The sequence below is a fragment of the Intestinicryptomonas porci genome, assembly GCF_033971905.1.
GTDB lineage: Bacteria > Verrucomicrobiota > Verrucomicrobiia > Opitutales > Intestinicryptomonadaceae > Intestinicryptomonas > Intestinicryptomonas porci.
On the sequence record NZ_JALBUT010000003.1, the window covers coordinates 93,675 to 114,850 of the forward strand.

20 protein-coding genes are annotated in these 21,176 nt (G+C 44.8%); 5 read left to right on the forward strand and 15 right to left on the reverse strand.

Annotation, left to right across the window (positions count from 1 at the left end; translation table 11 throughout):
• Positions 1–24: 24 nt before the first annotated feature.
• The 10 genes from MOX91_RS03250 to MOX91_RS03295 form a co-directional block, all read right to left on the reverse strand.
• A complete protein-coding gene (locus MOX91_RS03250; protein ID WP_370396643.1) occupies positions 25–534 on the reverse strand; it encodes a hypothetical protein in 510 nt (169 codons plus the stop codon).
• 203 nt (positions 535–737) lie between these two features.
• Positions 738–1,247 carry a thioredoxin family protein gene (locus tag MOX91_RS03255; protein WP_370396644.1) on the reverse strand — a complete coding sequence of 170 codons (510 nt, stop codon included), beginning with the start codon at positions 1,245–1,247 and terminating at the stop codon, positions 738–740.
• A 44-nt stretch (positions 1,248–1,291) separates the two neighbouring features.
• Positions 1,292–2,239 (reverse strand): riboflavin biosynthesis protein RibF, encoded by a 948-nt coding sequence (gene ribF / locus MOX91_RS03260; RefSeq protein ID WP_370396645.1) that lies wholly within the window; start codon positions 2,237–2,239, stop codon positions 1,292–1,294.
• Positions 2,239–2,970, reverse strand: coding sequence for a tRNA pseudouridine(55) synthase TruB (truB, locus tag MOX91_RS03265; RefSeq protein ID WP_370396646.1), 732 nt, complete (start codon positions 2,968–2,970; stop codon positions 2,239–2,241). Before truB ends, ribF begins: the two co-directional genes overlap by 1 nt.
• A 3-nt stretch (positions 2,971–2,973) precedes the next feature.
• Entirely contained in the window at positions 2,974–3,981 is a 1,008-nt protein-coding gene (locus MOX91_RS03270; RefSeq protein WP_370396647.1) for a DHH family phosphoesterase, read from the reverse strand.
• A 25-nt stretch (positions 3,982–4,006) separates the two neighbouring features.
• Complete coding sequence (gene rbfA / locus MOX91_RS03275; protein ID WP_370396648.1) at positions 4,007–4,369, reverse strand: 30S ribosome-binding factor RbfA; 363 nt, start codon at positions 4,367–4,369, stop codon at positions 4,007–4,009.
• A gap of 16 nt (positions 4,370–4,385) precedes the next feature.
• On the reverse strand, positions 4,386–6,902 hold the full coding sequence (infB, locus tag MOX91_RS03280; RefSeq protein WP_370396649.1) for a translation initiation factor IF-2: 2,517 nt from the start codon (positions 6,900–6,902) through the stop codon (positions 4,386–4,388).
• A 36-nt stretch (positions 6,903–6,938) separates the two neighbouring features.
• The gene (gene nusA / locus MOX91_RS03285; RefSeq protein WP_370396650.1) at positions 6,939–8,192 is read right to left on the reverse strand and encodes a transcription termination factor NusA; all 1,254 of its coding nucleotides are present in this window, start codon (positions 8,190–8,192) and stop codon (positions 6,939–6,941) included.
• Between the two features lie 132 nt (positions 8,193–8,324).
• The gene (locus tag MOX91_RS03290; protein ID WP_370396651.1) at positions 8,325–8,834 is read right to left on the reverse strand and encodes a phosphatidylglycerophosphatase A family protein; all 510 of its coding nucleotides are present in this window, start codon (positions 8,832–8,834) and stop codon (positions 8,325–8,327) included.
• Between the two features lie 2 nt (positions 8,835–8,836).
• A complete protein-coding gene (locus MOX91_RS03295; protein WP_370396652.1) occupies positions 8,837–9,433 on the reverse strand; it encodes a CDP-alcohol phosphatidyltransferase family protein in 597 nt (198 codons plus the stop codon).
• 77 nt (positions 9,434–9,510) lie between these two features.
• On the opposite strand from MOX91_RS03295, the gene coaD reads away from it, so the two are divergent.
• Positions 9,511–9,984, forward strand: a complete 474-nt coding sequence (gene coaD / locus MOX91_RS03300; RefSeq protein ID WP_370396653.1) for a pantetheine-phosphate adenylyltransferase — start codon at positions 9,511–9,513, stop codon at positions 9,982–9,984.
• 8 nt (positions 9,985–9,992) lie between these two features.
• Here the strand turns inward: coaD and MOX91_RS03305 are convergent, their stop codons facing one another.
• Positions 9,993–10,991, reverse strand: coding sequence for a tyrosine-type recombinase/integrase (locus MOX91_RS03305; protein WP_370396654.1), 999 nt, complete (start codon positions 10,989–10,991; stop codon positions 9,993–9,995).
• 226 nt (positions 10,992–11,217) lie between these two features.
• Here MOX91_RS03305 and MOX91_RS03310 point away from each other — a divergent pair, with 226 nt between their 5' ends.
• The 3 genes from MOX91_RS03310 to MOX91_RS03320 all read left to right on the forward strand — a co-directional run bounded on the left by MOX91_RS03310 (position 11,218) and on the right by MOX91_RS03320 (position 14,160).
• On the forward strand, positions 11,218–11,652 hold the full coding sequence (locus MOX91_RS03310) for a hypothetical protein (protein ID WP_370396655.1): 435 nt from the start codon (positions 11,218–11,220) through the stop codon (positions 11,650–11,652).
• Positions 11,645–13,828 carry a pentapeptide repeat-containing protein gene (locus MOX91_RS03315; RefSeq protein WP_370396656.1) on the forward strand — a complete coding sequence of 728 codons (2,184 nt, stop codon included), beginning with the start codon at positions 11,645–11,647 and terminating at the stop codon, positions 13,826–13,828. The genes MOX91_RS03310 and MOX91_RS03315 overlap by 8 nt, the downstream gene beginning before the upstream one ends.
• A gap of 74 nt (positions 13,829–13,902) precedes the next feature.
• Positions 13,903–14,160, forward strand: coding sequence for an LEA/WHy family protein (locus MOX91_RS03320; RefSeq protein WP_370396657.1), 258 nt, complete (start codon positions 13,903–13,905; stop codon positions 14,158–14,160).
• A gap of 198 nt (positions 14,161–14,358) precedes the next feature.
• Here the strand turns inward: MOX91_RS03320 and MOX91_RS03325 are convergent, their stop codons facing one another.
• The 4 genes from MOX91_RS03325 to MOX91_RS03340 form a co-directional block, all read right to left on the reverse strand.
• Positions 14,359–15,606 carry a beta-galactosidase gene (locus tag MOX91_RS03325; protein WP_370396658.1) on the reverse strand — a complete coding sequence of 416 codons (1,248 nt, stop codon included), beginning with the start codon at positions 15,604–15,606 and terminating at the stop codon, positions 14,359–14,361.
• The gene (locus MOX91_RS03330) at positions 15,606–18,389 is read right to left on the reverse strand and encodes a glycoside hydrolase family 38 N-terminal domain-containing protein (RefSeq protein WP_370396659.1); all 2,784 of its coding nucleotides are present in this window, start codon (positions 18,387–18,389) and stop codon (positions 15,606–15,608) included. Before MOX91_RS03330 ends, MOX91_RS03325 begins: the two co-directional genes overlap by 1 nt.
• Positions 18,390–18,526: 137 nt before the next feature.
• On the reverse strand, positions 18,527–19,738 hold the full coding sequence (locus MOX91_RS03335) for a hypothetical protein (RefSeq protein WP_370396660.1): 1,212 nt from the start codon (positions 19,736–19,738) through the stop codon (positions 18,527–18,529).
• A gap of 107 nt (positions 19,739–19,845) precedes the next feature.
• Entirely contained in the window at positions 19,846–20,139 is a 294-nt protein-coding gene (locus MOX91_RS03340; protein WP_370396661.1) for a DUF4282 domain-containing protein, read from the reverse strand.
• A gap of 197 nt (positions 20,140–20,336) precedes the next feature.
• Here MOX91_RS03340 and MOX91_RS03345 point away from each other — a divergent pair, with 197 nt between their 5' ends.
• Positions 20,337–21,137 carry an HAD family hydrolase gene (locus tag MOX91_RS03345; protein ID WP_370396662.1) on the forward strand — a complete coding sequence of 267 codons (801 nt, stop codon included), beginning with the start codon at positions 20,337–20,339 and terminating at the stop codon, positions 21,135–21,137.
• The last annotated feature ends 39 nt before the right edge of the window (positions 21,138–21,176 follow it).

Below are 21,176 nucleotides of genomic sequence, written 5' to 3' on the forward strand. Positions count from 1 at the left end.
TTTCTTTAAAAATTTTTCAAGTTATCAAAAGGGGAAAGCATGGTCCCAAAACGAAGAGTTTTTATCTCCGCGCTTCGGCTCTTCCGCCACAGATTTTTCTTCAGGTTTTTGAGACGCCTTCTTTTCGGCTTCTTCGCGCTCGCGGGCAATGCGCAGAGCCTGCGCCTGCCTATACTCCGCGTCCTTGTCAAAAGTTTCGCGCTTTGCGGAATCGGGAGAGTTTGCAATGCCCGATTTCGGAAGCGCGCCCCCTGCATCGGCGGACGCAAAAGAATTTCCGATATTTCCCGCGGCGGATTTTTCAAGCTCTTCTTTCAATCTGCGAATTTCCGCGCGCAGTTTGTTTTGACGCTTCATGTTTTCAAGCAAAACGTCGTAATAATCTTTTTCCATCTGCTTTATGGTCGATTTCAAAGACTCGATTTCCTTTTGCAGGGAAGCGATTTGCAAATCCCCTTCCTGCGCTTTAAGAGGCGCAAAAAATGCAAGAGACGCAAAAACGAATCCAAAGACTATTATAGGTGAAATTTTCATTTTGCAAAATCAAATAGATTTTTAAAATTCATTCAACATAAAAACTTAAAAACGCGCATCTTTTACAAAAATTTTTATATCCCAACGCGGATTTTACGTAAACAAAAAAAACGGCATTTTCAGCCAGTTTTATAAACAAAAATTGCGCAAAAAGAAAATTTTGCGCAATTTTTACGGCAAAGCCCGCCTTAGAGGCTTGAAAGCTACTTCGCGGCGTTTGATTTTTCCATCGTCTTCTTGACATAATCAATGAACTTTTGCGGAGTGTTTGCTTCCGAATAACCGAAATTAAACGCCTTCTTGTTCTTTATGTCGAGCAAAACAAGGGTCGGGAAACCCTCAATTTTAAACGCGCTTGCAAGCTCGGAGTTTTTCGCAATCTGCTCCTTGTCCGCCCCTTCGTTCGGAAAATCGCACAAAAGCATCACGAAGTTTTTATTGGCATAATCCACAAATTCGGGCTTTGAAATCGTTTCCCGGACAAGTTTTTTGCACCAGATGCACCAGTCCGACCCCGTAAAAAATATGATTAGAGGCTTGCCTTCTTTTGCCGCCTGCTTTTCCGCCTTTTTTATATCCAAAAACCAGTTTACCGATTTTTCGGAAACTTCGCGGCTTGCCGCTTTTTCATCAGACGGCTTTGCTTCCGCAAACAAAGAGATGGAAGAGGCAGCTGCCGCCCCGAACAAACATAGAATTTTTATAATTTTCATAGTTTAACAAATCGATTTTTTGCCTGAACCTTTAAGCGCAAAATTTAACAGCCACAAACGCGGAAAAATTTATTTGCATTCTCCTTGTCAACAGCAATTTGAGCTTTCAAATCATTTATTGAAGCAAATTTCTTCTCTCCGCGCAAGAATTTTAAAAGCTCGACTTTTATGTTCGCGCCCTCCCCGAAATCAGGGAAATCAAAAGTATTTGTCTCCAATACGGGGGCGCATTCTCCAACTGTGGGATTTACCCCTACATTAGAAACTCCGCAAAAAATTTCTTTCGTGTCCAAATTCTGCAAGCGGGACGCGTAAACCCCGAACTTCGGCTTACACTCGCCAAAGGCTTTCAAATTTAACGTGGGAAAACCTATGGTTCTGCCAAGTTTTCTGCCGCCTTCGACCCTGCCCCTGCAAAAATAGTTGCGCCCGGACATTTCATAAAAAGACTGCATGTCGCCATCTTGCAAAGCTTTCCTAAGACGCGTCGAGCTTACGAAATTGCCCCCGTCCAAAACTCCGCAAACCGATATGGTTTCAACGCCACTCCCGCCTGCAAGCTCCTTCAAAACTTTGACATCTGCTGAAGCCCGAACGCCGAAGCGGAAATTTTCGCCCGTCGCGACGCATTTCAAATTTGGGAATTTCTCCATCAAAAAGCCGAAAAATTCTTCCGGAGTTTTCGAGGCGAATTCAGGGGTGAAATCCTTAAAGAAAACGCCGTCCATTCCAAAATCCAACAAAAGTTCCGCGCGAACGTCTGCGGGATAAATAAGCGGGCATCCCCCTGCCTTTTCTCCTCCCAAGACCTTTGACGGATGCGGATAAAACGTCAAGACAAACGCTTTTGCCCCGTTTTTTGCGGCAAAATCTTTCGCGGCATTCAAAACATGTTGATGCCCCTTGTGCACCGCGTCAAAAATGCCGATGGCAAGCGCGCAAGGCTCGCAAAAAACCCCGCCGCCGTCCAAAGACTGAACCGCATTTTCCATTAAAAAGCAATACTTGGAACCGCCGTGCTTACGGGAATTAAAGCCTTGCGGACGGCGGACGGCGGCATTTCTTTCAATTCCTCTATGGAAACCGCGTCTGAAATATCAAGCTGGCCGCTTTTCACGCGCCTTAAAGAAGTCATATGCGCTCCGCAGCCGATGCGCTTTCCCAAATCGTGGCAAACAGTGCGGACATAAGTTCCCTTGCTGCAATCAATTCTGAACTTTGCCTCCTTCGATTCCGAATTCCAATCCAAAAGCTCGAATTTTGAAATACGGATAAAACGCGGCTCGCGCTCGATTTCCTGCCCCTTGCGCGCAAGCTTGTAAAGAGGCACGCCGTTAATTTTTTTTGCGGAAAACATTGGCGGAGTCTGATACTGATCCCCCAAAAAAGACGCCATCTGCTTTTTCAAATCCTCCCCCGAAAGCGCGGGAACAGGCAGGCTTGCGACAAGTTCGCCTTCGCTGTCCTGAGTGTTTGTCTCCTCTCCGAGTTTAAACGAGCCTTCGTAAACCTTGTCAACGCTCATCAAATACTGGGAAGCCTTGGTTGCCTTGCCTACAAGAATTATTAAAAGCCCGGTCGCCAGAGGATCGAGAGTTCCGGCATGTCCCACCGCTCTCATCTTCAAAATATGCCTCACATCGTTTACAACGTCATGCGAAGTGCACCCCTGCGCCTTGTCTATAAGCAAAATACCTTCGTAGTCGGCAATTTTTTTCTCCATAAACTACCTTTTTAAATGTTCCCCGATTATGTTTAAAAGTTCAGGATAAAATTCGTCCATCGACATTTTGACATTGAAGCCCGCCGCCGCGAAGTGCCCGCCGCCGCCAAAGTGCGCGGCAATTTCATTCACCTGCATTTCAGGGCGTTTCGAGCGAAGAGAGCCTTTAACTCCGCCATCTGCCAAATCCTCCAGCAAAACGGCGATTTCCACGCCGTCTATGTTTCTTGCGTAGTCAACCAAGCCGTCGCTGTCTTCTTTTGAAGAGCCTGTTTTTTCGTAAACTCCGCTCTTTAAAAGACCTATGCAAACTCTTCCATCGTAGTGCATGGTAAGCGACTGCAAAAACTGCGCCAAAAGCTTCATTCTGCCAAACTTCTCGCGCTGATAGAGCTTTACGGAAATATCGGCGGGATCAGCCCCCTTTGACACCAAAAAAGTGGCAACTTCAAAAGCCCTCAAATTCGTGTTTGAAGTCGTAAGCTGCCTCGTATCCATCATGAGCGCGACATAAAGCGCGCTTGCAATGTCATCTCCAAATTCAATACCCGCGTCCGCCATAAGCCCCGCCAAAAGCTCGCCTGTCGCGCTTGCGGAAGGCTCTATTATGTTCAGCCTTGCGTAGGGCTTGTTTGAAGCATGATGGTCGAAACAGGCAAACGGAACGGGAAATTTGCGCCCAAGCTCGTCGCTTGTCCTTTTCAGGTCGGCGCAATCTACCGTCACAATTTCAAAAGACTCGTCGCAAAAATCTTCGGTATTTAAAAATTTTTCGCCGCAAGTAAATTCCCTGTAAAGAAACGGAACATCGTTTTTGTTGAGGCACACAACTTCCGCGGCGCCAAGTTTGCGCAACAAATACGCCATCGCGACCTGAGAGCCTATGCAGTCGCCGTCTGGACGCATATGCCCGACGACGGCGAATTTTCCGCCTTTTACGCTTTCCGCAAATTCTGAAAAAGCACCTTCAAATTTCGGGAAAAATTTTTTGTTCTCTTGCAATCCGTCCATAATTTACTATCGGAAAAAATCCAAATCAGCTTTCGCCTGAATTTTCCCCTTCGGATTGTTCAAGCTCTTCTATCAAATCCATGACGCGCGCCCCGCGCTCAAAAGAATAGTCGTAAACAAACTCCAAGTCGGGAGTGTATTTCAGCGTGATATTCTTGGTCATCAAAGATTTAAGCTCTTTTTTTATGCGCGACAAAAACCTGCCTGCGCCCGCGGCGGCTTCGCGCCCGCCGATTGCCGAATAATAAATGCGAGCCTTGCGCAAGTCGGGCGAAACTTCGGCATGGGTAAGCGTGATGGCAACAGCCTCGGAACGCCACCTCGAATGCAAAATTCCGCTCAACTCCCTTAAAACGAGCTCTCCAACCCTTACTATTCTGCTGTCCATAAAAAAGGAATTTCAATTATAAGTCGGGGCGGACTTCCAAAATTTCAAAACATTCAAAAATGTCGCCGATTTCGTAGTCGTTAAAGCCGGAAACGCCGATACCGCATTCGTATCCCGCGCGGACTTCCGTAACATCGTCTTTAAACCTCTTGATGTCTGCGATTTTGCCCTTTGCAATTTCCTTGGACTTACGGTATATGCGCAAGAACTTGTCGCGCTTTACAATGCCTTCGGTTACCATGCAACCCGCGACCTTTCCGCCCTTGGAAACATTGAATATTTGGCGCACTTCCGCCGCACCAAGCTTGTTTTCGCGAAGTTCGGGATCGAGCAGAGCCTTCATTGCTTCGCGAACCTTGTTTATCAATTCGTAAATGATGTTGTGGGTGATAATTTCAACGTTTTCGTGCTTGGCAAGGCTTGCAACGCCGTTGTCCTGCTTAACGTTAAATGCAACGATTGACGCAGACGCTGTGGAGGCAAAATCAACGTCGTTTTTGGTGATTTGCCCTACGGAAGAACCGATGATTTCAAGGGCGACTTTATCGCTTTTGATGTCCTTTAAGCATGCAACCAAGGCTTCTACAGTGCCGAAAACATCACTTTTTACGATGCACTTGAAAGTCTTTTGATCCTTGCTTTCGATTGCCGCCATCAAGTCTTCGATGCTTGCGGGCTTAGTGACATTGGAAGCCGCAAGAGCCTTTTTGCGCTGTTCTTCAAATTCTTCTACCATTTTGCGGGCAACACGGTCGTTTGATACCTTTTCAAACTCGTCGCCCGCCTCAGGCGCGCCTGTCCAGCCCATGACCAAAACAGGAGTTCCGGGAAGAGCCTTTTGAAGCTTTGCGCCCTTGTCGTCAAGCATTGCCCTGACCTTGCACATATTGCCTTTTGAAACGATGACATCTCCCGTTTTCAGAGTTCCCGCCCTTATGATTACAGTTGCGGTCGCGCCTCTGCCCTGCTCGATTTGGGATTCGATGACAACGCCCTTTGCGTCGCGCTTCGGGTTTGCTTTAAGCTCCATCATTTCAGCCTGCAACAAAACAAGCTCCAATAGTTCGTCGATATGCTCGCCCTTCAATGCCGAAACGCCGCAGCAGAGGGTTTCTCCGCCCCAGTCTTCGGGTGCAATGCCGCGCTTTTGCATTTGCTGTTTCACCTTGTCGATGTTCGCGCCCTTTGCGTCCATTTTGTTTATGGCGACAACAACGGGAACGCCCGCCTTTTGCGCGAAGCTGAGCGCCTCGTCCGTCTGCGGCATAAAGCCGTCGTCGGCGGCGACAACCAAGATTGCGATGTCTGTTACATTTGCGCCGCGCTCGCGCATTTTCGAGAACGCCGCGTGCCCAGGAGTATCCAGGAAAGTTATTTTTTTGCCGTTCAGTTCGACCTGGTAGGCGGCGGTATGCTGAGTGATGCCGCCCGCTTCGCCCGCAACAACGTTGGTTTTTCTGATGGTATCAAGCAAAGTCGTTTTGCCGTGGTCAACGTGCCCCAAAATGCAGACAATCGGAGGGCGCGGCTCAAGATTTTTCGGATCTTCTTTTTCAGCCTTTTCCTCCGCGATTTTCTTTGCCTGTGCGGCAAGCTCGCGGGCATGCTGTTCGCCCCTGTGCTTGATGTCCAATTCAAAACCGTGCTTTGATGCAATTTTTACGGCAATATCCTCTTCGATAGTCTGGTTCATCGAAGCGAAAATGCCCATATCCATAAGCTCGGAAATGAGCCTGAAACTCTTTAAATCCAAAGCCTTTGCAAAATCCCTTACGATTATCGGAGGCTTGATTTGAATTATCTTCGCCTTGCCCGGTTCTTGGGTAGGCTGGCTAGAAACTCCCGGGCGCGGCGGTATGGGCGCGGGAGAATTTGGCGTTTTAACCTGCTGTAAATTTATGCGCGGAGGAACCGAAGGCGACTTGGGCGTCATCGGAATTTTCGGCGGCACAGAAGGAGTTTTCGGAGCGTTTACACGCGGGGGAACCATGGGAGCGGGAGCCGACTTGGGGGCTTCGCGCACCACGACTTCGGGCTGAACTATGCGCGCCGACGGCAAATCGGGAGCTTTTGCGGCTTCGACAGGCTTTTGAACGGCGGGCTTTACAATCGGACGCGGAGGCAAAGGCGCAGGACGCTTTTGCATGGGCGGAATTTTCGGAGCGGGAGCGGGACGCTTCGGCTCTGCAACATTCTGCGAAACAGACGGCGGAACTTCCACGGGCTTTTTCTCCGCCACGGGCTCAGCCTTTTCTTCTGCTTTAACCTCCGGTTGGGGGGCAGGCTTTGATTCGGGTTTCGGCTCCGGAGCGGATTCCGCTTTTTCAGAAGGAGCTTCAGACGCCTCTTCCGTTTTTTCGGCCGATTTCTTTAAGATGTCGCCTTTAATAGTATCGGCGTAAAGGTTTGCAATGGAGTTAGACGCGCTCTTGACTTCAAGCCCGTATTGCTCCTTGCGAGAATTTATGAAGTCTATGACCTCTTTGCTTGTCAGCCCGACTTCTTTTGCAAGTTCATGTATTCTTACGCCCATTTTTTATTTCCGTTTAAGGTTAAAATCTCCCCGATTTTACACGCCGTATTTCTTTACGGTATTCAATATTTCCTCCGCTTCGACGGGGGAAAATCCCATTTCAGCCAAATCTTCGACAGTTACGTCGTGGAAAGTTTCAATGCTGTTTAAGCCGTTATTTGCGAGAATCATTGCCTGGTGTTCCGTAATGTTCGGCAAAATTTGCGCAAGAGATCCCGCGGCAGCTTGGAGCTTGTCGTTGATACCGACATTCTGCTTAGCCTCCTGCTCAATATCGAGCCTCCATCCCAAAAGTCGGGAAGTAAGCTTGGCGTTTGAACCTTTCTTGCCGATTACAACGCTCAAATCTTCGTCGGAAACTTCAAATTTAATCAGTTTTTGCTCGGGAATTATGCGAACGTTCTTCGCCTTGGCTGGCTTGATGCACTCTTCAAGCAAGAGCCTCGGGTCATCGTAATACTTAATTACGTCGATTTTTTCTCCGCCCAATTCCCTGACAATGCTCTTTACGCGCGAACCGCCCGAACCTACGCACGCGCCAACGGGGTCGATGCGGGGGTCAGAGCTCGAAACCGCAATCTTCGTGCGATACCCGGGCTCGCGCGCCATTGCCTCGATTTTCACACTGCCGTCGGTGATTTCCGCGACTTCCAATTCAAAGAGGCGGTTTACAAACTTGTAGCTTGCGCGGCTTAAAATGATTTCGGGACCGCGCGGAGTGGTTTCGATTTCCAAGAGCAGGCAGCGAACCCTGTCGCCAATAGCCAAATCTTCGCCCGGGATTGCCTCGCGGCGCGGAATTATGCCTTCGCTCTTGCCCAAATCTACCAAAAGCGTTCCTTTTTCGCGGCGGCGCACAGTGCCTGTCACAATATCGCCAACCAAGTCCCTGTACTCAACATAGACGCGCTCTTTTTCAAACTGGCGCACGCTCTGGATTATGCTCTGGTAAACATTCTTCGCGGCAATTCTGCCAAGGGAGCTCAAATCCATTTCGCGCAAAACTTCGTCGCCGATTTTGGGATCAGGCAAATAGAGGCGCGCCTTGTCGATGTGTATTTCGCAAGCGGGATCTGCAACGGAATCAGTGACTTTCAGCGCAGTCCAAGCCTTGATTGCCCCCGTGCGCGGATTGATTTCTATGCGCAAATCCTTGCCCGAATGCAAAGAGCTTTTAGAAGCGGCCTGCTTGATGGCTGCGGATATTTTTTCAATCATATCCTCACGGCTAATCTGCTTTTCCTTCTCCATGTACTCGATGATTGCCAATATTTCGCTGCTGTTGCTCATGATGTTCTTCTTTGTTATGTAGTTAAAATTTAAATGACAAAAAAAAGCGGGCTTTCGCACCCACTCCTTGCCGAGAGTTTAATTTTGACTTCTTATAATCTACGCCAAACCGCCCGTGTCAACATCTTTTTTTTAACAATAAAAAAGACTTGCGAAATACAAAACCAATGTTGTGAAGACGCCTGCCAAAACATCGTCTATAACACAGCCCAGTCCGCCGCTTAAAATTTGCACGCGCTTTATGCCGAAAGGCTTTGCAATGTCAAAAAATCTGAAAACGATAAACCCCGCCAATATCCACACCCAAAAATGATGCCATAACGCCCCCGAAAGATAAACAGACAAATAACATACGGGCATCGCCGCAAATTCGTCGAAATTTATCTTGCCGGGGTCCTTCAACTTGAAGACCCGCTCACCGATTTCGCAAATACCTATAGAAAAGTAAATTAAGAATGCCGCAAATAGAACGTAAAATACGGGGTTAAAACGCGAAAGCAAAAACGCGACAAACAAAGATCCCGCCGCACTGCCCCAAGTACCCGGAGCTTTCAACGCCCCCAGAAAAAACAAGGTTGAAAGACTTGCACAAAATTTTTGGGGAGCAACCCCAAGCCACGGATAAAATACGCGCCAGTCCACTGCTACCCTTTCAACAAATAAGAATAGCGGACACCATATCCAACGCCCGAAATCAGCGACAAGATTGTGGAAACAACCAGCGCACCCATACCCGAATAAAACGCAAGGGGCGTCAAAAAGCAATCGGCAATTCCCAAATCAACCACCATCATTTTTGCGCAAATGATTGCCCCTATTGCGTACATCTGAAAAGCCGCCTTGTACTTGCCAAGATTTTCAGCCGCCAAAACGATGGATTTTGTAGCGGCAATCATTCTTATTCCGCTTACGAAAAACTCGCGCGCGCTTGAAAAGAATGCGCAAAATATCGCCGTAATCTTCCAAAAATCCCCATAGCCGCCAAACATATCAAGCCCAAGCAAGACTAAAAATAGACCTATGACCATAATCTTGTCGCAAAGCGCGTCCATAAACTTGCCGATATTGGTCACAATGTTGCATTTTCTTGCGATATACCCGTCAAACCAGTCCGTAACCGCTCCCACGACATACAAAACAAATGCGGCAGAAACGAGATATTTGCACGGAATGCAAAGCAAAATCGCGACCGCGAAACTTGAAATCACGCGCATCGCCGTTAAAAAATTCGGTACGTTCATATTAAAAAAGCGTTGCCTTCGTTTATGATTTCAATAACAGTCATATGCAAGATAATTTAACCCTAACTTGCAAAAAAATGAAAATTGCAATTTATCCGGGCACATTCGACCCAATCACTCTCGGACATCTGGACATCTTAAAAAGAGCGGGAAAGCTCTTTGACAAAATCATTATGGCTGTCGCCCCGAACAATTCCAAAAACCCGATGTTCTCGCTTGAAGAAAGAATGAGGCTCGTGCGCGAAAACATTTCGGGGCTTCCTTTCGCAAGCGCGGAAGTCCTCGAAGGGCTTACGGTTGACTTCGCAAAAAAACACAATGCGACAATCATAATAAGAGGGCTTAGAGTGGTTTCCGACTTCGAATTCGAATACCAGCTCGCCCAAATGAACAGACACTTGGAAGGCGACATCGAAACAGTGCTGTTAATGCCCTCAAAGCAATATTTCTTCACAAGCTCCACAATTATAAAGCAAGTGGCATACTACGACGAATCAAGAATAGCCTCGTTCGTCCCCCCGAACGTCATAGAAGCCCTGAAAAAACAATAAACGTAAAATCAGTTAAAGAAGTCCGCCGCGTCGGATTTAGAGATTTGCGACATATTGACGTATCGGGAGCGGAGGAGGGATAGGTCGCGGTGTCCCATATTCAGCTGGAGGCGCGGAAGGTCGGAGTATCTTTTAGCAAAGTAGCTTGCGTAGGTATGCCGAAGAACGTCTTGCACCCAAAGCCCCTTAAATCCCGAATTATCCCTGATTTTACGCCAGCGGCGTTGCCAGTTCGTAGGGCAAATAGGCAAACCGTTTTCGGATTTGTTGACAATCAAAATCCTGTTGAGAATGGGAGGTATTTCGACATGCCTTACGCCGCCTGTCTTTGAGCATTGCGAACGGACAGTAATTGTCTTTTCTTCGGTATCTATATCGTACCAAGAAAGCCTGCGGACTTCGCGCGGACGAATTCCCGCGTAAATCAAGAGCGCGGCAACTACGGCGTATTCGTGGCTTTCGCGTTGTGCGGTTTGGATTAGCCGCTTTGTTTCGGATAGTTTCAAAGGTATGATTTCTTTTTCGATTACCTTTCGGCGTTCGATTCGCTTTATGGGATTTTTGTCGCACCACTCCCTGCGGATCGCAAATTCAAATATCGCATGCAAAAACGACCTGCCTTTATTGAATTGACTCGGCGTTAAAAATGTATCGTTTAACCAGTCTTCGCAGTCCAAGCGGGATAGTTCCGAAAAATTGCGATTGGCAAGTTGGGGATTTGAACGCATCAAGCGATTCCCTAAATATCTAATGTCTCTCAGCGAATCGGGACGGAGAATGTCTTTCTTGGTTTTATAATACAACTCAAAACCTTTATAAAATGACATTTCTTTTGTGCGGATATGGCGCAATCCGACTTCAATTACCTTTAAAATAAACTGAGCATCCGTCAATTTGCTATCACTTGGCTTTGCATCCAAAATATTCCTGACAAACCTTGCCGAATCGAGAGCCGAAACCGTTGTCTCACCTAATACTTTCTTAGCTGAATTTAATATAGTGTCCATCGTATTTATAATACTATGGTCAAGTTATAATTTCAATTTTAGATTGGATTTGTTTGATATATTGGAACTTTTGAAACTTTAAACACAATCTAAACTTGGTATTTTTATTCTTCGCCTTACAATGCCCTAAACTCTAATAATCTAATTCTCAATCTGTTATAAACATTAAAAACGCATAGTATTATAAATACTGTATAGCTCTTCAAGATTATAAACAAGGAATACTATGGACATTATAGTTTTAACGGGAAACGCTAACACTGGAAAAACAACAACGCTAAATCTCTTATTTGAAAAAATGAGTAATTTAAATAATGTAGAGATTTTGAAAAAAAATGAGATAGAAGGAAATAATGATTTTTCCGCAATCTTAAAATGTGGTCCAAAGAAAATTGGGATAATTAGCTATGGAGATTATATTGATGATTTCATAAAGGTTTTTGATTCTTTTGAAAAAGAGCAATTAGATATTCTTATTTGCTCCTCAAGAAATAAAGAAACTGAGAATAGTGTATTTCAGTTTATTTTCAATAAACTTGCAAGCAGACACAGCATCAAATTGGTTTTGAGAACATTTCCTACTAATGAATTAAATTCGATGGCAGAAAACATCGCAAACGCCATAATCGTTGTTTTGCAAAATAAATATTTGAATGTTTAAGGGAGTAAAAAAAATGAATATTAAAAAATTTTTTGTTTCTTTTCTATTTGTATTACTAAATCTCATATCATTTGCCGCTGATAATAAAAATTATGATGGACAATATCTTGTTGATAAAGACTTTACCTATACTAATGGGGGTGATTTTTATTTTCATGCAAATGTAAGTATGAAAGGGTGTAGCTTTATCGGGGCAAATCTAAGAGATTCTACTTTTGCTTATTATAGATATGATAATGCTTCATCCCAGGCTTATTATTATGCAGATATTAGAGGATCTAATTTTACCAATGCAAATTTGACAAACGTTAAATTCGGAATATTGGGAAATGGTAAAACATATGTTGGTTCTCTTTTTACCGATGTAATATTTACCGATGCAATTATTAATGGTATTCAAATTCAAGGGAAACAAAATCTTAGCAAAGAACAACTATACTCTACGGCAAGCTACAAAAATAAAGATCTGACAGATATAAAATTTATCGCATGTAATCTTAGCGATTGGTCTTTTTCAGGACAAAATTTATCTAATGCCAATTTTAGTGACTCAGTTCTTTCAGGGGTGAATTTCTCTTCGGCAGATCTTACAAATGTAAATTTTACAGATGCAGTTATTTATAATACAAATTTTGCCAGCTTAAAAAATATAAATTTAGATAACCTTAAAAAATCTGTAAATTACAAAAATAAGGATTTTTCAGGAATAAAATTTGATTCCAATGGTAACTTGTTTTCCAATTTTGATTTTTCAGGTTTTAATTTAACTGGAACGAGTTTTTATAAAAATACTTTGTCCAATACAAATTTTACTGATGCAATAGTCAAAAATGCCAGTTTTACAAAAACAATAGGTTTTACGAAAGAAAAACTTTATTCCACTGTAAGTTATAAAGACAAAAATTTAGAGGGAATAAAACTTGGAAATTTAGATTTATCTAATTGGAATTTTATAAAACAAAATCTAACAAATGCAGAATTGTATGATACATTGTTAATTGGGACTTCCTTAAATTCCTCTATTTTGGAAGGCGTAAATTTTACCAATGCGGATTTACGTGGAGCTAATTTAAGTTCTGCCAAATTAACAAATGCAAAATTAGAAGGAGCAGTAATTACAGGCGCAAATTTCTCTTCGACAACAAGCAACGGATTTACCAAGGAGCAACTTTATTCCACTGCAAGTTATAAAAACAAAGATTTAAGTGGAATTGATTTCTCTGAAAATGACTTTTCCGGCAATGATTCTTTGCGTTGGGATTTATCGGGTTGCGATCTTTCCAATATTAATTTTACCAATACAAATCTTGAACGTACTTTAGTGACAGGTTCTATAATAAGGGGTGCGAATTTTGAAGGAGTTTTGGGATTCAATTCAGGAAATCTCTACAATACAAAAAGTTGGAAAATAAAAGATCTGTACGGTGTAAAATTTACGGGATTGAATATGTCCGCTTGGGATTTATCCGGACAAAATCTACAAAATGCGGGCTTCGTCAATGCAACACTTGTTGGTACTGATTTTACCAATGCGGATTTACGTGAAGCTAATTTAAATAATATAAAGGGAAGTCAAAACATAAAAAATACAATTTGGAATGACGGCATCATTAAAAATTTTTCAATGGAATCATCGGACGATAATTTTTCAATTAGGAAATATGAACCTGTAAGCGTAGGCGGTGCTTCTATTTCGGCAAAATTAAACACCAGTTCTTCAATTTCGGGAGGGGCGATTTTGACTCTGGAAAAAGGGGCGGAATTTGAAGTAGTCAACAATTCAACTTTGACGCTTTCAAAATATTCGGAAATTGTAATAAACACCGATTTAAATTCTTCAACCAAGTTTGTAATAGAAGAAGGTTCATCGTTTAACTTTAAAGACGGCGCAAAGCTTGTAATAAACTTGGAAGATTTTGAATGGTCGGAATTCAATTCGGAGACATTAAAATTTTCGGTAATGAATTGGGAAGATGTTTCCAAGATTATAGGATTGGAAGATTTGGTAAAAAGCGAAGATATTGTATTGAATGTAAACGGCAAAGAATACTCCTATTCTTGGGGCTATGAAATTACCGACAGCGGATTGCTTGTAGTTCTGCCCGAACCCTCGACCTATGCGGCGATATTTGGGGCATTGGCGTTGGCTTTTGCGGCGTACAGAAGAAGAAAGTAATTTTTTTATAGGTATAAAATAGGATACGGGGCTTTCGGGCTTTATGCCCGAAGGCTCTTTCTAAGGGAAGAAAGATGAAATCATACTCGGAATACGGATTTTGGGACTTCTTTGTGGAAGTGGTATTCTCGCAGGGCTTTTTGGTTTTGACCGCGCTGGTTTTGATATTCGCATTCCTGTGTTTCAGATTTTACAAGCTCAATTTCGCGGCAGGAGACGCTTCCGAAAGCGAAAACAACGGCTCTTACAAAATGGGGCTTAACATTTCCCTTATTATGATTATGGGAACGGCGGCAGCCCTATACTTCCTCTACCTCTATTCCCTTTGGTAATTTCTTCTTATAGTCAATAAAACGAGGCGCAGCCCGCATCCCGCGGACTGCGCCTTTGCTTTTGAGGTTTTAAGTTTGCCGGCAAATTCAATAAAGAAATAATTTTGAAAAACCTAAAACAAAAAACGGCGCAGGGGGAAAAGTCTTGCGCCGTTTGGCATAAAAAATCCTGACTTGCGGACTCTTTGCAAAAAATGGTTATTTATTCTTGATGATTGACATCCATTCGTCCCATCTATCGTCAACGATTGCCATTGAGGGTTTCGGAGACCAGTCGTTATTGTAAACCGAAAAGTTGAGCGGCTTAAACGACCCCGCTATCACTACGCCTTCCTGCGACGGATCGACATTGTCAACGGCAACATCGACAAATTCCCAGCCAAAATTTGTGGAATTTTCTATCGTATTTCGCAAAAGAGCTTCCATTTCGTGCGGGAAGTAGTCTGTGCCGTTAATTGTCATATGCTCCGTTATAACCCAGTCGCGCTTAGTTGCGTTCATGACTTCGCGGACTCTTGCGTATGCCTTTGCATTTGGGTGGCGGTCGTCGAAATGCCATGTCCAGTTGACCTGCAAAATGTCGGGTTCGACAAGATTCAAGAGGAAATTCATAGGGCTTCCCATGCGCGCGCACATTGTTTTTTCGTTTGCGTCGAGATAGTCGGAAGCAATCCAGACGGGCTTTTCGCCGAAACCTTCGCGATAGGCGCGAGCGTCGTTATTCACCCAGTCGGCGAGCCAATGGGCGCGGAATACGTTCCAAGAAACATCGTTTACAAATTCTTCGGGAGCGGGGAAAGTTTCGGGGAACTTTGGCGCATACTTGCAGTTTTTATCACACCAAGCTTCGTATGCTTTCTTTGCGGCTTCGGAGTAGTCGAGATAGCGCGAGCCCATGTACTGGGGTTCGACTGTTGTTTCGCAATACAAGAAATCTTTGTCGGACAAGGCTTTTGAAAGGTTGCGTATGAAATTGCGCGAACATCTCAAATAGTCTTCATCGTACAATGACGGGACAACGGAAGCGTAGGCATATTCGGTGTCGCTTGCCTTTTCGCCGTTGCTGTCAACCGCAACGGCGTTCGGATAGGCTTTCCAAAAGCCCGCAGGCAGAGTTCCGCCACCAACGCCGTAAGTTTCCACCGACAAAGACGCGAACATTCCGTTTGCGTTTATTGCGTCAATCAGCCTGCGCAAAGGCTCGATGTCGGCGGAGATTGTGCCGTCGCCCACAAAGTCGAAGTGGTGCCAGTAGCAGTTCAACGCCAAATTCGTATAGCCTTTTTTCGCCAAAATCGGCAGGTGCGAAATCAATTCTTCGATTTGCTCTTTGTTGCCGTAGTCGCGCAGAGGCTTGCCCGTTTTCATAAACTTCCAGACGCCGTCAACATAGAGCCTGCCGCCTTTAAGTTCGCATTTTTTGCCGTTGATGATTCTTGCTTTCATTATTTTAAATCAACCAATATTGTTTGTATTTTCTTCGGGGCGAGTTCAACGACCACGCCGCCGTTTGCGAGTTTTGCGCGCTTTGACGCTTCTTCGTTAAGGTTGCAAAGTTTTGCCTCTTTCACGGGCTTTGCAAATTTTACGACGCATTTCTTAGCCTTGCCTGACGGATTGAAAAGGCGCAGCGAAATCGAATTCGACCTTGCCGCCTTCTTTGCCGCAGAAAGCTGTATTGCATCGCCTTCAAGCGACATAAACGAAGCCGAAAGCGGAAGCTTGCCGCCATTTCTCGACTTTGTTTCCGCCGCCAAAAGCGGAGCGGAAAATTCGTCCGCCTGCTTAAAGAGCAATTCGTAATCTTCGCCGAAATCGCCGAAGCAGAGGGCATATTTGTAGGAGTGAGAACCGATGCCCTGCGAGAGGTCGCCGGGCTTGTATTCCAAGTCAAAATCGCCGGAAGTGCAGATTTTGTTTTCGTACGCGCGGGTGATTGTAAGCGCATACTTGCCGTCCGCAAAAGTTTCGTATTCGTGCAAGCCCCCACCCAAGACAGCGAAGCCTCTTTTGGCGTCTCTAAGCCCCGAGAAACGAGCCATCGGGAAGGTGAGTTCGGGGAATTCGACATACGGATTTTTCTTGTCGCGAATATGGCGGCGCACCGCAACGTCGAAAACAGATTCGGCAAAGTTGTTTTCAGCCTTTACGCCCGAATTGAAAACCGCGCGCAAGCGGTGGTTACGGCACTTGTTTTCAAATTCGACCTTGACTTCGACATTCTTTGCCCCTGCCTTCAAAGTGTATTCCACGACAAATGTTGTCGGGATTAAATCCTTTGCGAGCCTTGTTGACTGACGCCAATCCATATAATCGGAAGAGCGCGGAGTGTCGGAAGGAATTTTCAGGGTAAACTCGGCTCTGATTGTATTTGAAACCGCACCCGATGAGACGCGGCTTAGCTTTGCTTTCACGCCCTTTGACGAAACAATCAAATCGTTTATCGGCGAAACGTGGCTCCAAGAGTGCCCCATTTCTCCGCCGTCTTCAAAGCTGTTTAAGTTTTCGTAAGCCTGGTTTGAAACCTTGTCAAGAACAGTGATTGTGCCGTCGGAATTGACTTTGGCTTTCAAGAATTCGTTTTCAAGCTCGAAACCCTTTGCGGACTTTGCCTTTTGCGCGTCCTTTATGCGCTTTAAAAGATAAGTTTTATAGCCGCATGCGGGAACTTTATCCGCAAAGAAATTCAATTCGTATTCATCGGCATAACTCATCAAAGCCAAGTCGGCATGGTCGCGGAAAACTTTGCCGTAATAGTTTGTGGAAGAGATGTCAAATTCGACGGGATTGCCCTCGAAATCTTCCATTGCAAAACCCTTGCCTTCAATTTCGCGGGCGACATCCACAAACGCCGAAACAACTTCCGACCTTTCAAAGGGAAGCGGATTAAATACCGTCAAGATAAGCGCATTCTTGTCGAGGGAGGAAGTGTCGATTTTAGCCTGCAAGGCGTAGAGCGATTCGCTTGCAATCATATCGGAAATCGAAATGGAATCGCGCAGACGGTAAGTCGCGTCCTGCTCAATTCTGTCGATGCCGCAACCGCCGATTGTGTCGTGGGCGTGGCATTTCAAATACTGTCGCCATGAAAGGTTGTAGAAAGGCTCAAGCCACGGCGCACCGTTTAGCCAAGCCATAAGACCGAAAGGCTCCGCTTTCTTTATCAGCGCGTTTTCCGTCTGGGCAAGCAGAACTTTCTGCCTCGTGCGGGCTGAAATGATGTCGTTTGCGATGTAGTTAAAGCCGTACTTGTTCATCTGCAAATGGCGGACTTCGCCCTCAATCACGGGGAGTTTTTCGCCCTTTACCGCCTTTTTCAAGTCTTTCGCATAACGCGCCAAAGAAGAGTAGAACACGTTGCCGTCCTTCTTTGCAATATCTTTGCACTGCTCCAGAATTTCCGCTTCTCGCAAGTCGGGAGTGGAAGTATCCATGCCGTGCATGAGCGCAATGTGCGGAGTGCCGAAGTGCGTTTTTTCCTCTTCAACAAGCTTCTTGAAAGCGTCTTCTGCGGCGTCCTTATCCATCTTCCAATCATTCGGGAAGACATAGCCGTGGTTGTAGCGGTTGGATTCGTCGCAGAGCTTGAAAGGAGATGAGTCTTCATGCCAGAAGAAACGGCGGTGCAAGCGATGGTTTTGCGTCTTGTATAACGCCTTGCGCCATACGCCGAAATAAAAGTTGTAGCGCGCGCCCATGCCGAAGCGCGAAACCAAAAGCTCGGAGCCGTCCGCGCCGCGCCATGTAAATTCGGAACGCGGAGCCTGGTCGCGGGTAATACCGCGGTAGAACATCGCTACATCTATGCCGAAACCTTTATAAATCTGCGGAAGCTGGCTCACCTGCCCCCAGCCGAACGGAGTGTAGCCGACTTTCATCGGCTCGCCGAATTCCTCGACTGTCAAGTGCCCGTAAAGCATATTTCTTACGACAGATTCGCCCGTGATTGTATTCATGTCGAGCGCGCTGTACCAAGGGCCTGCATTTATGCGCCCCGCCGAAATGTGCTTTTTAAGCTCCGCGCGCTTTTCGGGGCGGATTTCCAAGTAGTCTTCAAGCGGAACAGCCTGAGAGTCGAGCAAGAATGTGTATTCGGGAATTTTCTTCATTATGACCAAGAGGTCGTCAATGAAGTCCACAGTCATTTTGCGTGTATGTTCAAAGTCGAGAGTCCACTCTCTGTCGAGGTGGGTGTTAGGGATAAAATGGTATTGGTAGTTTTTTGCCATAATTAGAGAAATGCTGTATATCGCTTGGATTTTTACAAGCATTTTTCGCAAAAAAATCCTGTTTTTTCCCGCCCGAAACGGCTTTTTAACAGCTTGAAAAATACGGATTTACCCGAAAAACCCGAACCGCCCGAAGCTTACAGGTTTTTCAAATCGCCAACCGAAACTATTTTATATTTGCAGCTTTGCGGATTGTAAATGCACGCATTCTGTAAAGAGTGGGCAACAGTCATAAATACGTCTATGGAGTCGAGCTCCTTTTTGCCTTCATATTTTGCATCGTCGCTATTTGCAAACAATATATATTTATCTTGTAAGCCCTTGGGCAAAAACGGGAGAACTTTTGCATTTAGCACAACAATTTTCTTGCCCTTTGCCGCCGCCATTTCTTTCACAGACTCCCAATCGTTGCCATAGCATATCGCGCCGTCATGCAAATAGTATTCGATTCTGCCGTTTTGAAACGCCCTTATTATGTTTTTTAACCTTTCAAATTTTACGCCCGCGCCCCGCACTTCCATTTCCATGCCCGATGCGGGATTTATCAGTATTATGCCGGATGCCAGCCTGTTTTGAACCCAGTCGGGATAATATTTCTTCAAAAGCTCCATGTGGCGTTCCTTAAATTTGCCGTCATACAAAAATGCGCCTTCATTCGACCTGTCGAAAAATACGCCTACGCACTCCGCGTGTGTTGAGGCATAATTTGCGATTGTGTTATCGTTGCTAATCCTATAATAGGGCGCAAAATTTATAAGCACGACCTTGTTGTTTTTTAGCGCAGATTTCATCGCGCCGTCAAAATCTTCTCGCCAAATCGGAGAAATTTTGGAATTTGGCTTGGTCAATTTTTCTCCGGATTTTATGAGCAGGGAATTATAACTTATATAAAAACTTTCTCCGGCAAATGGCATAAACTTTAGAGGTTCAACGCAATTTGTTTTGGGGTGGATTAAATAAATGCCCGTTTTCTCGATTTTAAGGTCATTCAAAACTGCGTTATTCAAAGCATATAGCTTATCCTCCTTTTTTAAAGCATTTTCTCTGTACTTTTCCGCTTTTTTATAGTTTGAAAGCTTAACAGGCCTTCCCGCAAGCTTCTGCATCGCCAAGCCTTTGTCGCCAACAGACACCGTCAACAGTTTGCTTTCTGCAAGTCTTCCAAAATTTTTATCTGAACGAACGCGGGAGTTGAAAGAAACATATTCGTGATTATTTACGCCATAAAAAAGCAAAACACATTTATTTGATTTATCCGCAGCCGTCAACGCCTCGAGAAGCGACACCATCATATCCGACATAGCCAAAACAGGCGTTAGGAAAAGAAGCAAAGCAGTAAAATATTTCATTGTCAAAATATTACGAAACAATTTAATAACATTCAAGTTAAAAAAATACCAACAAAAAAGCGAACGCGCATTTGCCCGTTCGCAGAAAAGACAATATTTTGTTTTTGCTATTCGGATTTTCCGCTGCTTTTATTTTTCAGAATATCTCTGATTTCCCTCAGCTTTTCGTGTATTGCCACAACCAAATAGACAAGCTCGACCCAAATTCTCAAAAACAGAACGCCGAGCGGAATGCCGATTACAATGGCAAACAAGCCGCTTAAGAACTCTCCGTTAAAAATCAGCCCCAAACCGCTTACTGCGCCGCCAATAACCACAACGCAGAGAAAAATCCTGTAAATCCAAAGCAGGACAGTTGCGAGAACCAATTTGTCGAGACTAAATATATCTTTTATATTCATTCCATTTCCTTTGTTTTAAACATTTTCATATTTTCATACCAAAAGATTTTTTCAAATTCCCATAAAATCATTGCAAATTATTATTCGTCAAATTCCAATTCCATTTAATTATTTTTACGGAATATGTTTAATGCCGCAAAAAACCAAAATATCCCGCGCTTGACAAAGCAGGGCAAATCAAAGAAAGTTTTTACCTTATGGATTTGCCCGACATCAGACTTGTAGCAAGCGACATGGACGGAACTCTGCTAAATTCAAAGGCGGAGCTTCCCCCCGACTTCTTTGATATTTTCGAGAGAATGCGCCGCAATAAAATTGCCTTTGTGGCGGCAAGCGGCAGGCAAATCCACAACATGAAAATCAAGTTTAAGGGAATTGTCGATGAAATTTTCTTCGCCGCCGAAAACGGAGCTTATGTGACAAAGGCGGACAAAGAGCTTCTGTCATTGGAGCTTTCAAAAGACGACGTGCGGCAATTTTTGGAAATCGCGCGGAAAATCGACGGCACATACATAGTGCTTTCGGGCAAAAAATTCGCATACATCGAAAATCCCGACCCCGTTTTTCTGGCGCGGCTTTCGAGCTATTCGGGCTACTTGAAGCCCGTAAAGGACATATCGCAAGTCGATGACGACATTTTCTACAAATTCACGATTTGCGACTTAATAAACCCTGCTACAAATGCCTTCCCTCATTTTGAAAAACTGCGCGGAGATTTTCAGGTTAAAATCTCGGGACTGAAATGGATGGACATCACCCACAAACTCGCCGACAAAGGCTATGCCCTTAAACTGATACAGGACTCGCTCGGCGTAAGCATCGACCAAACCGCCGCGTTCGGCGACTATCTAAACGACATTGAGCTTCTAAAACGCGCCAAATACAGCTACGCCATGGCAAACGCCTTGGACGAAATAAAAAAACTCGCACGTTTCCAGACCTACTCCTACAACGAAGGCGGCGTCACAAAGGCTCTCTCGCAAATCCTGCCGAAATAACGACAATAAAAAAAGCTTCGTTTTTTAACGAAGCTTTTT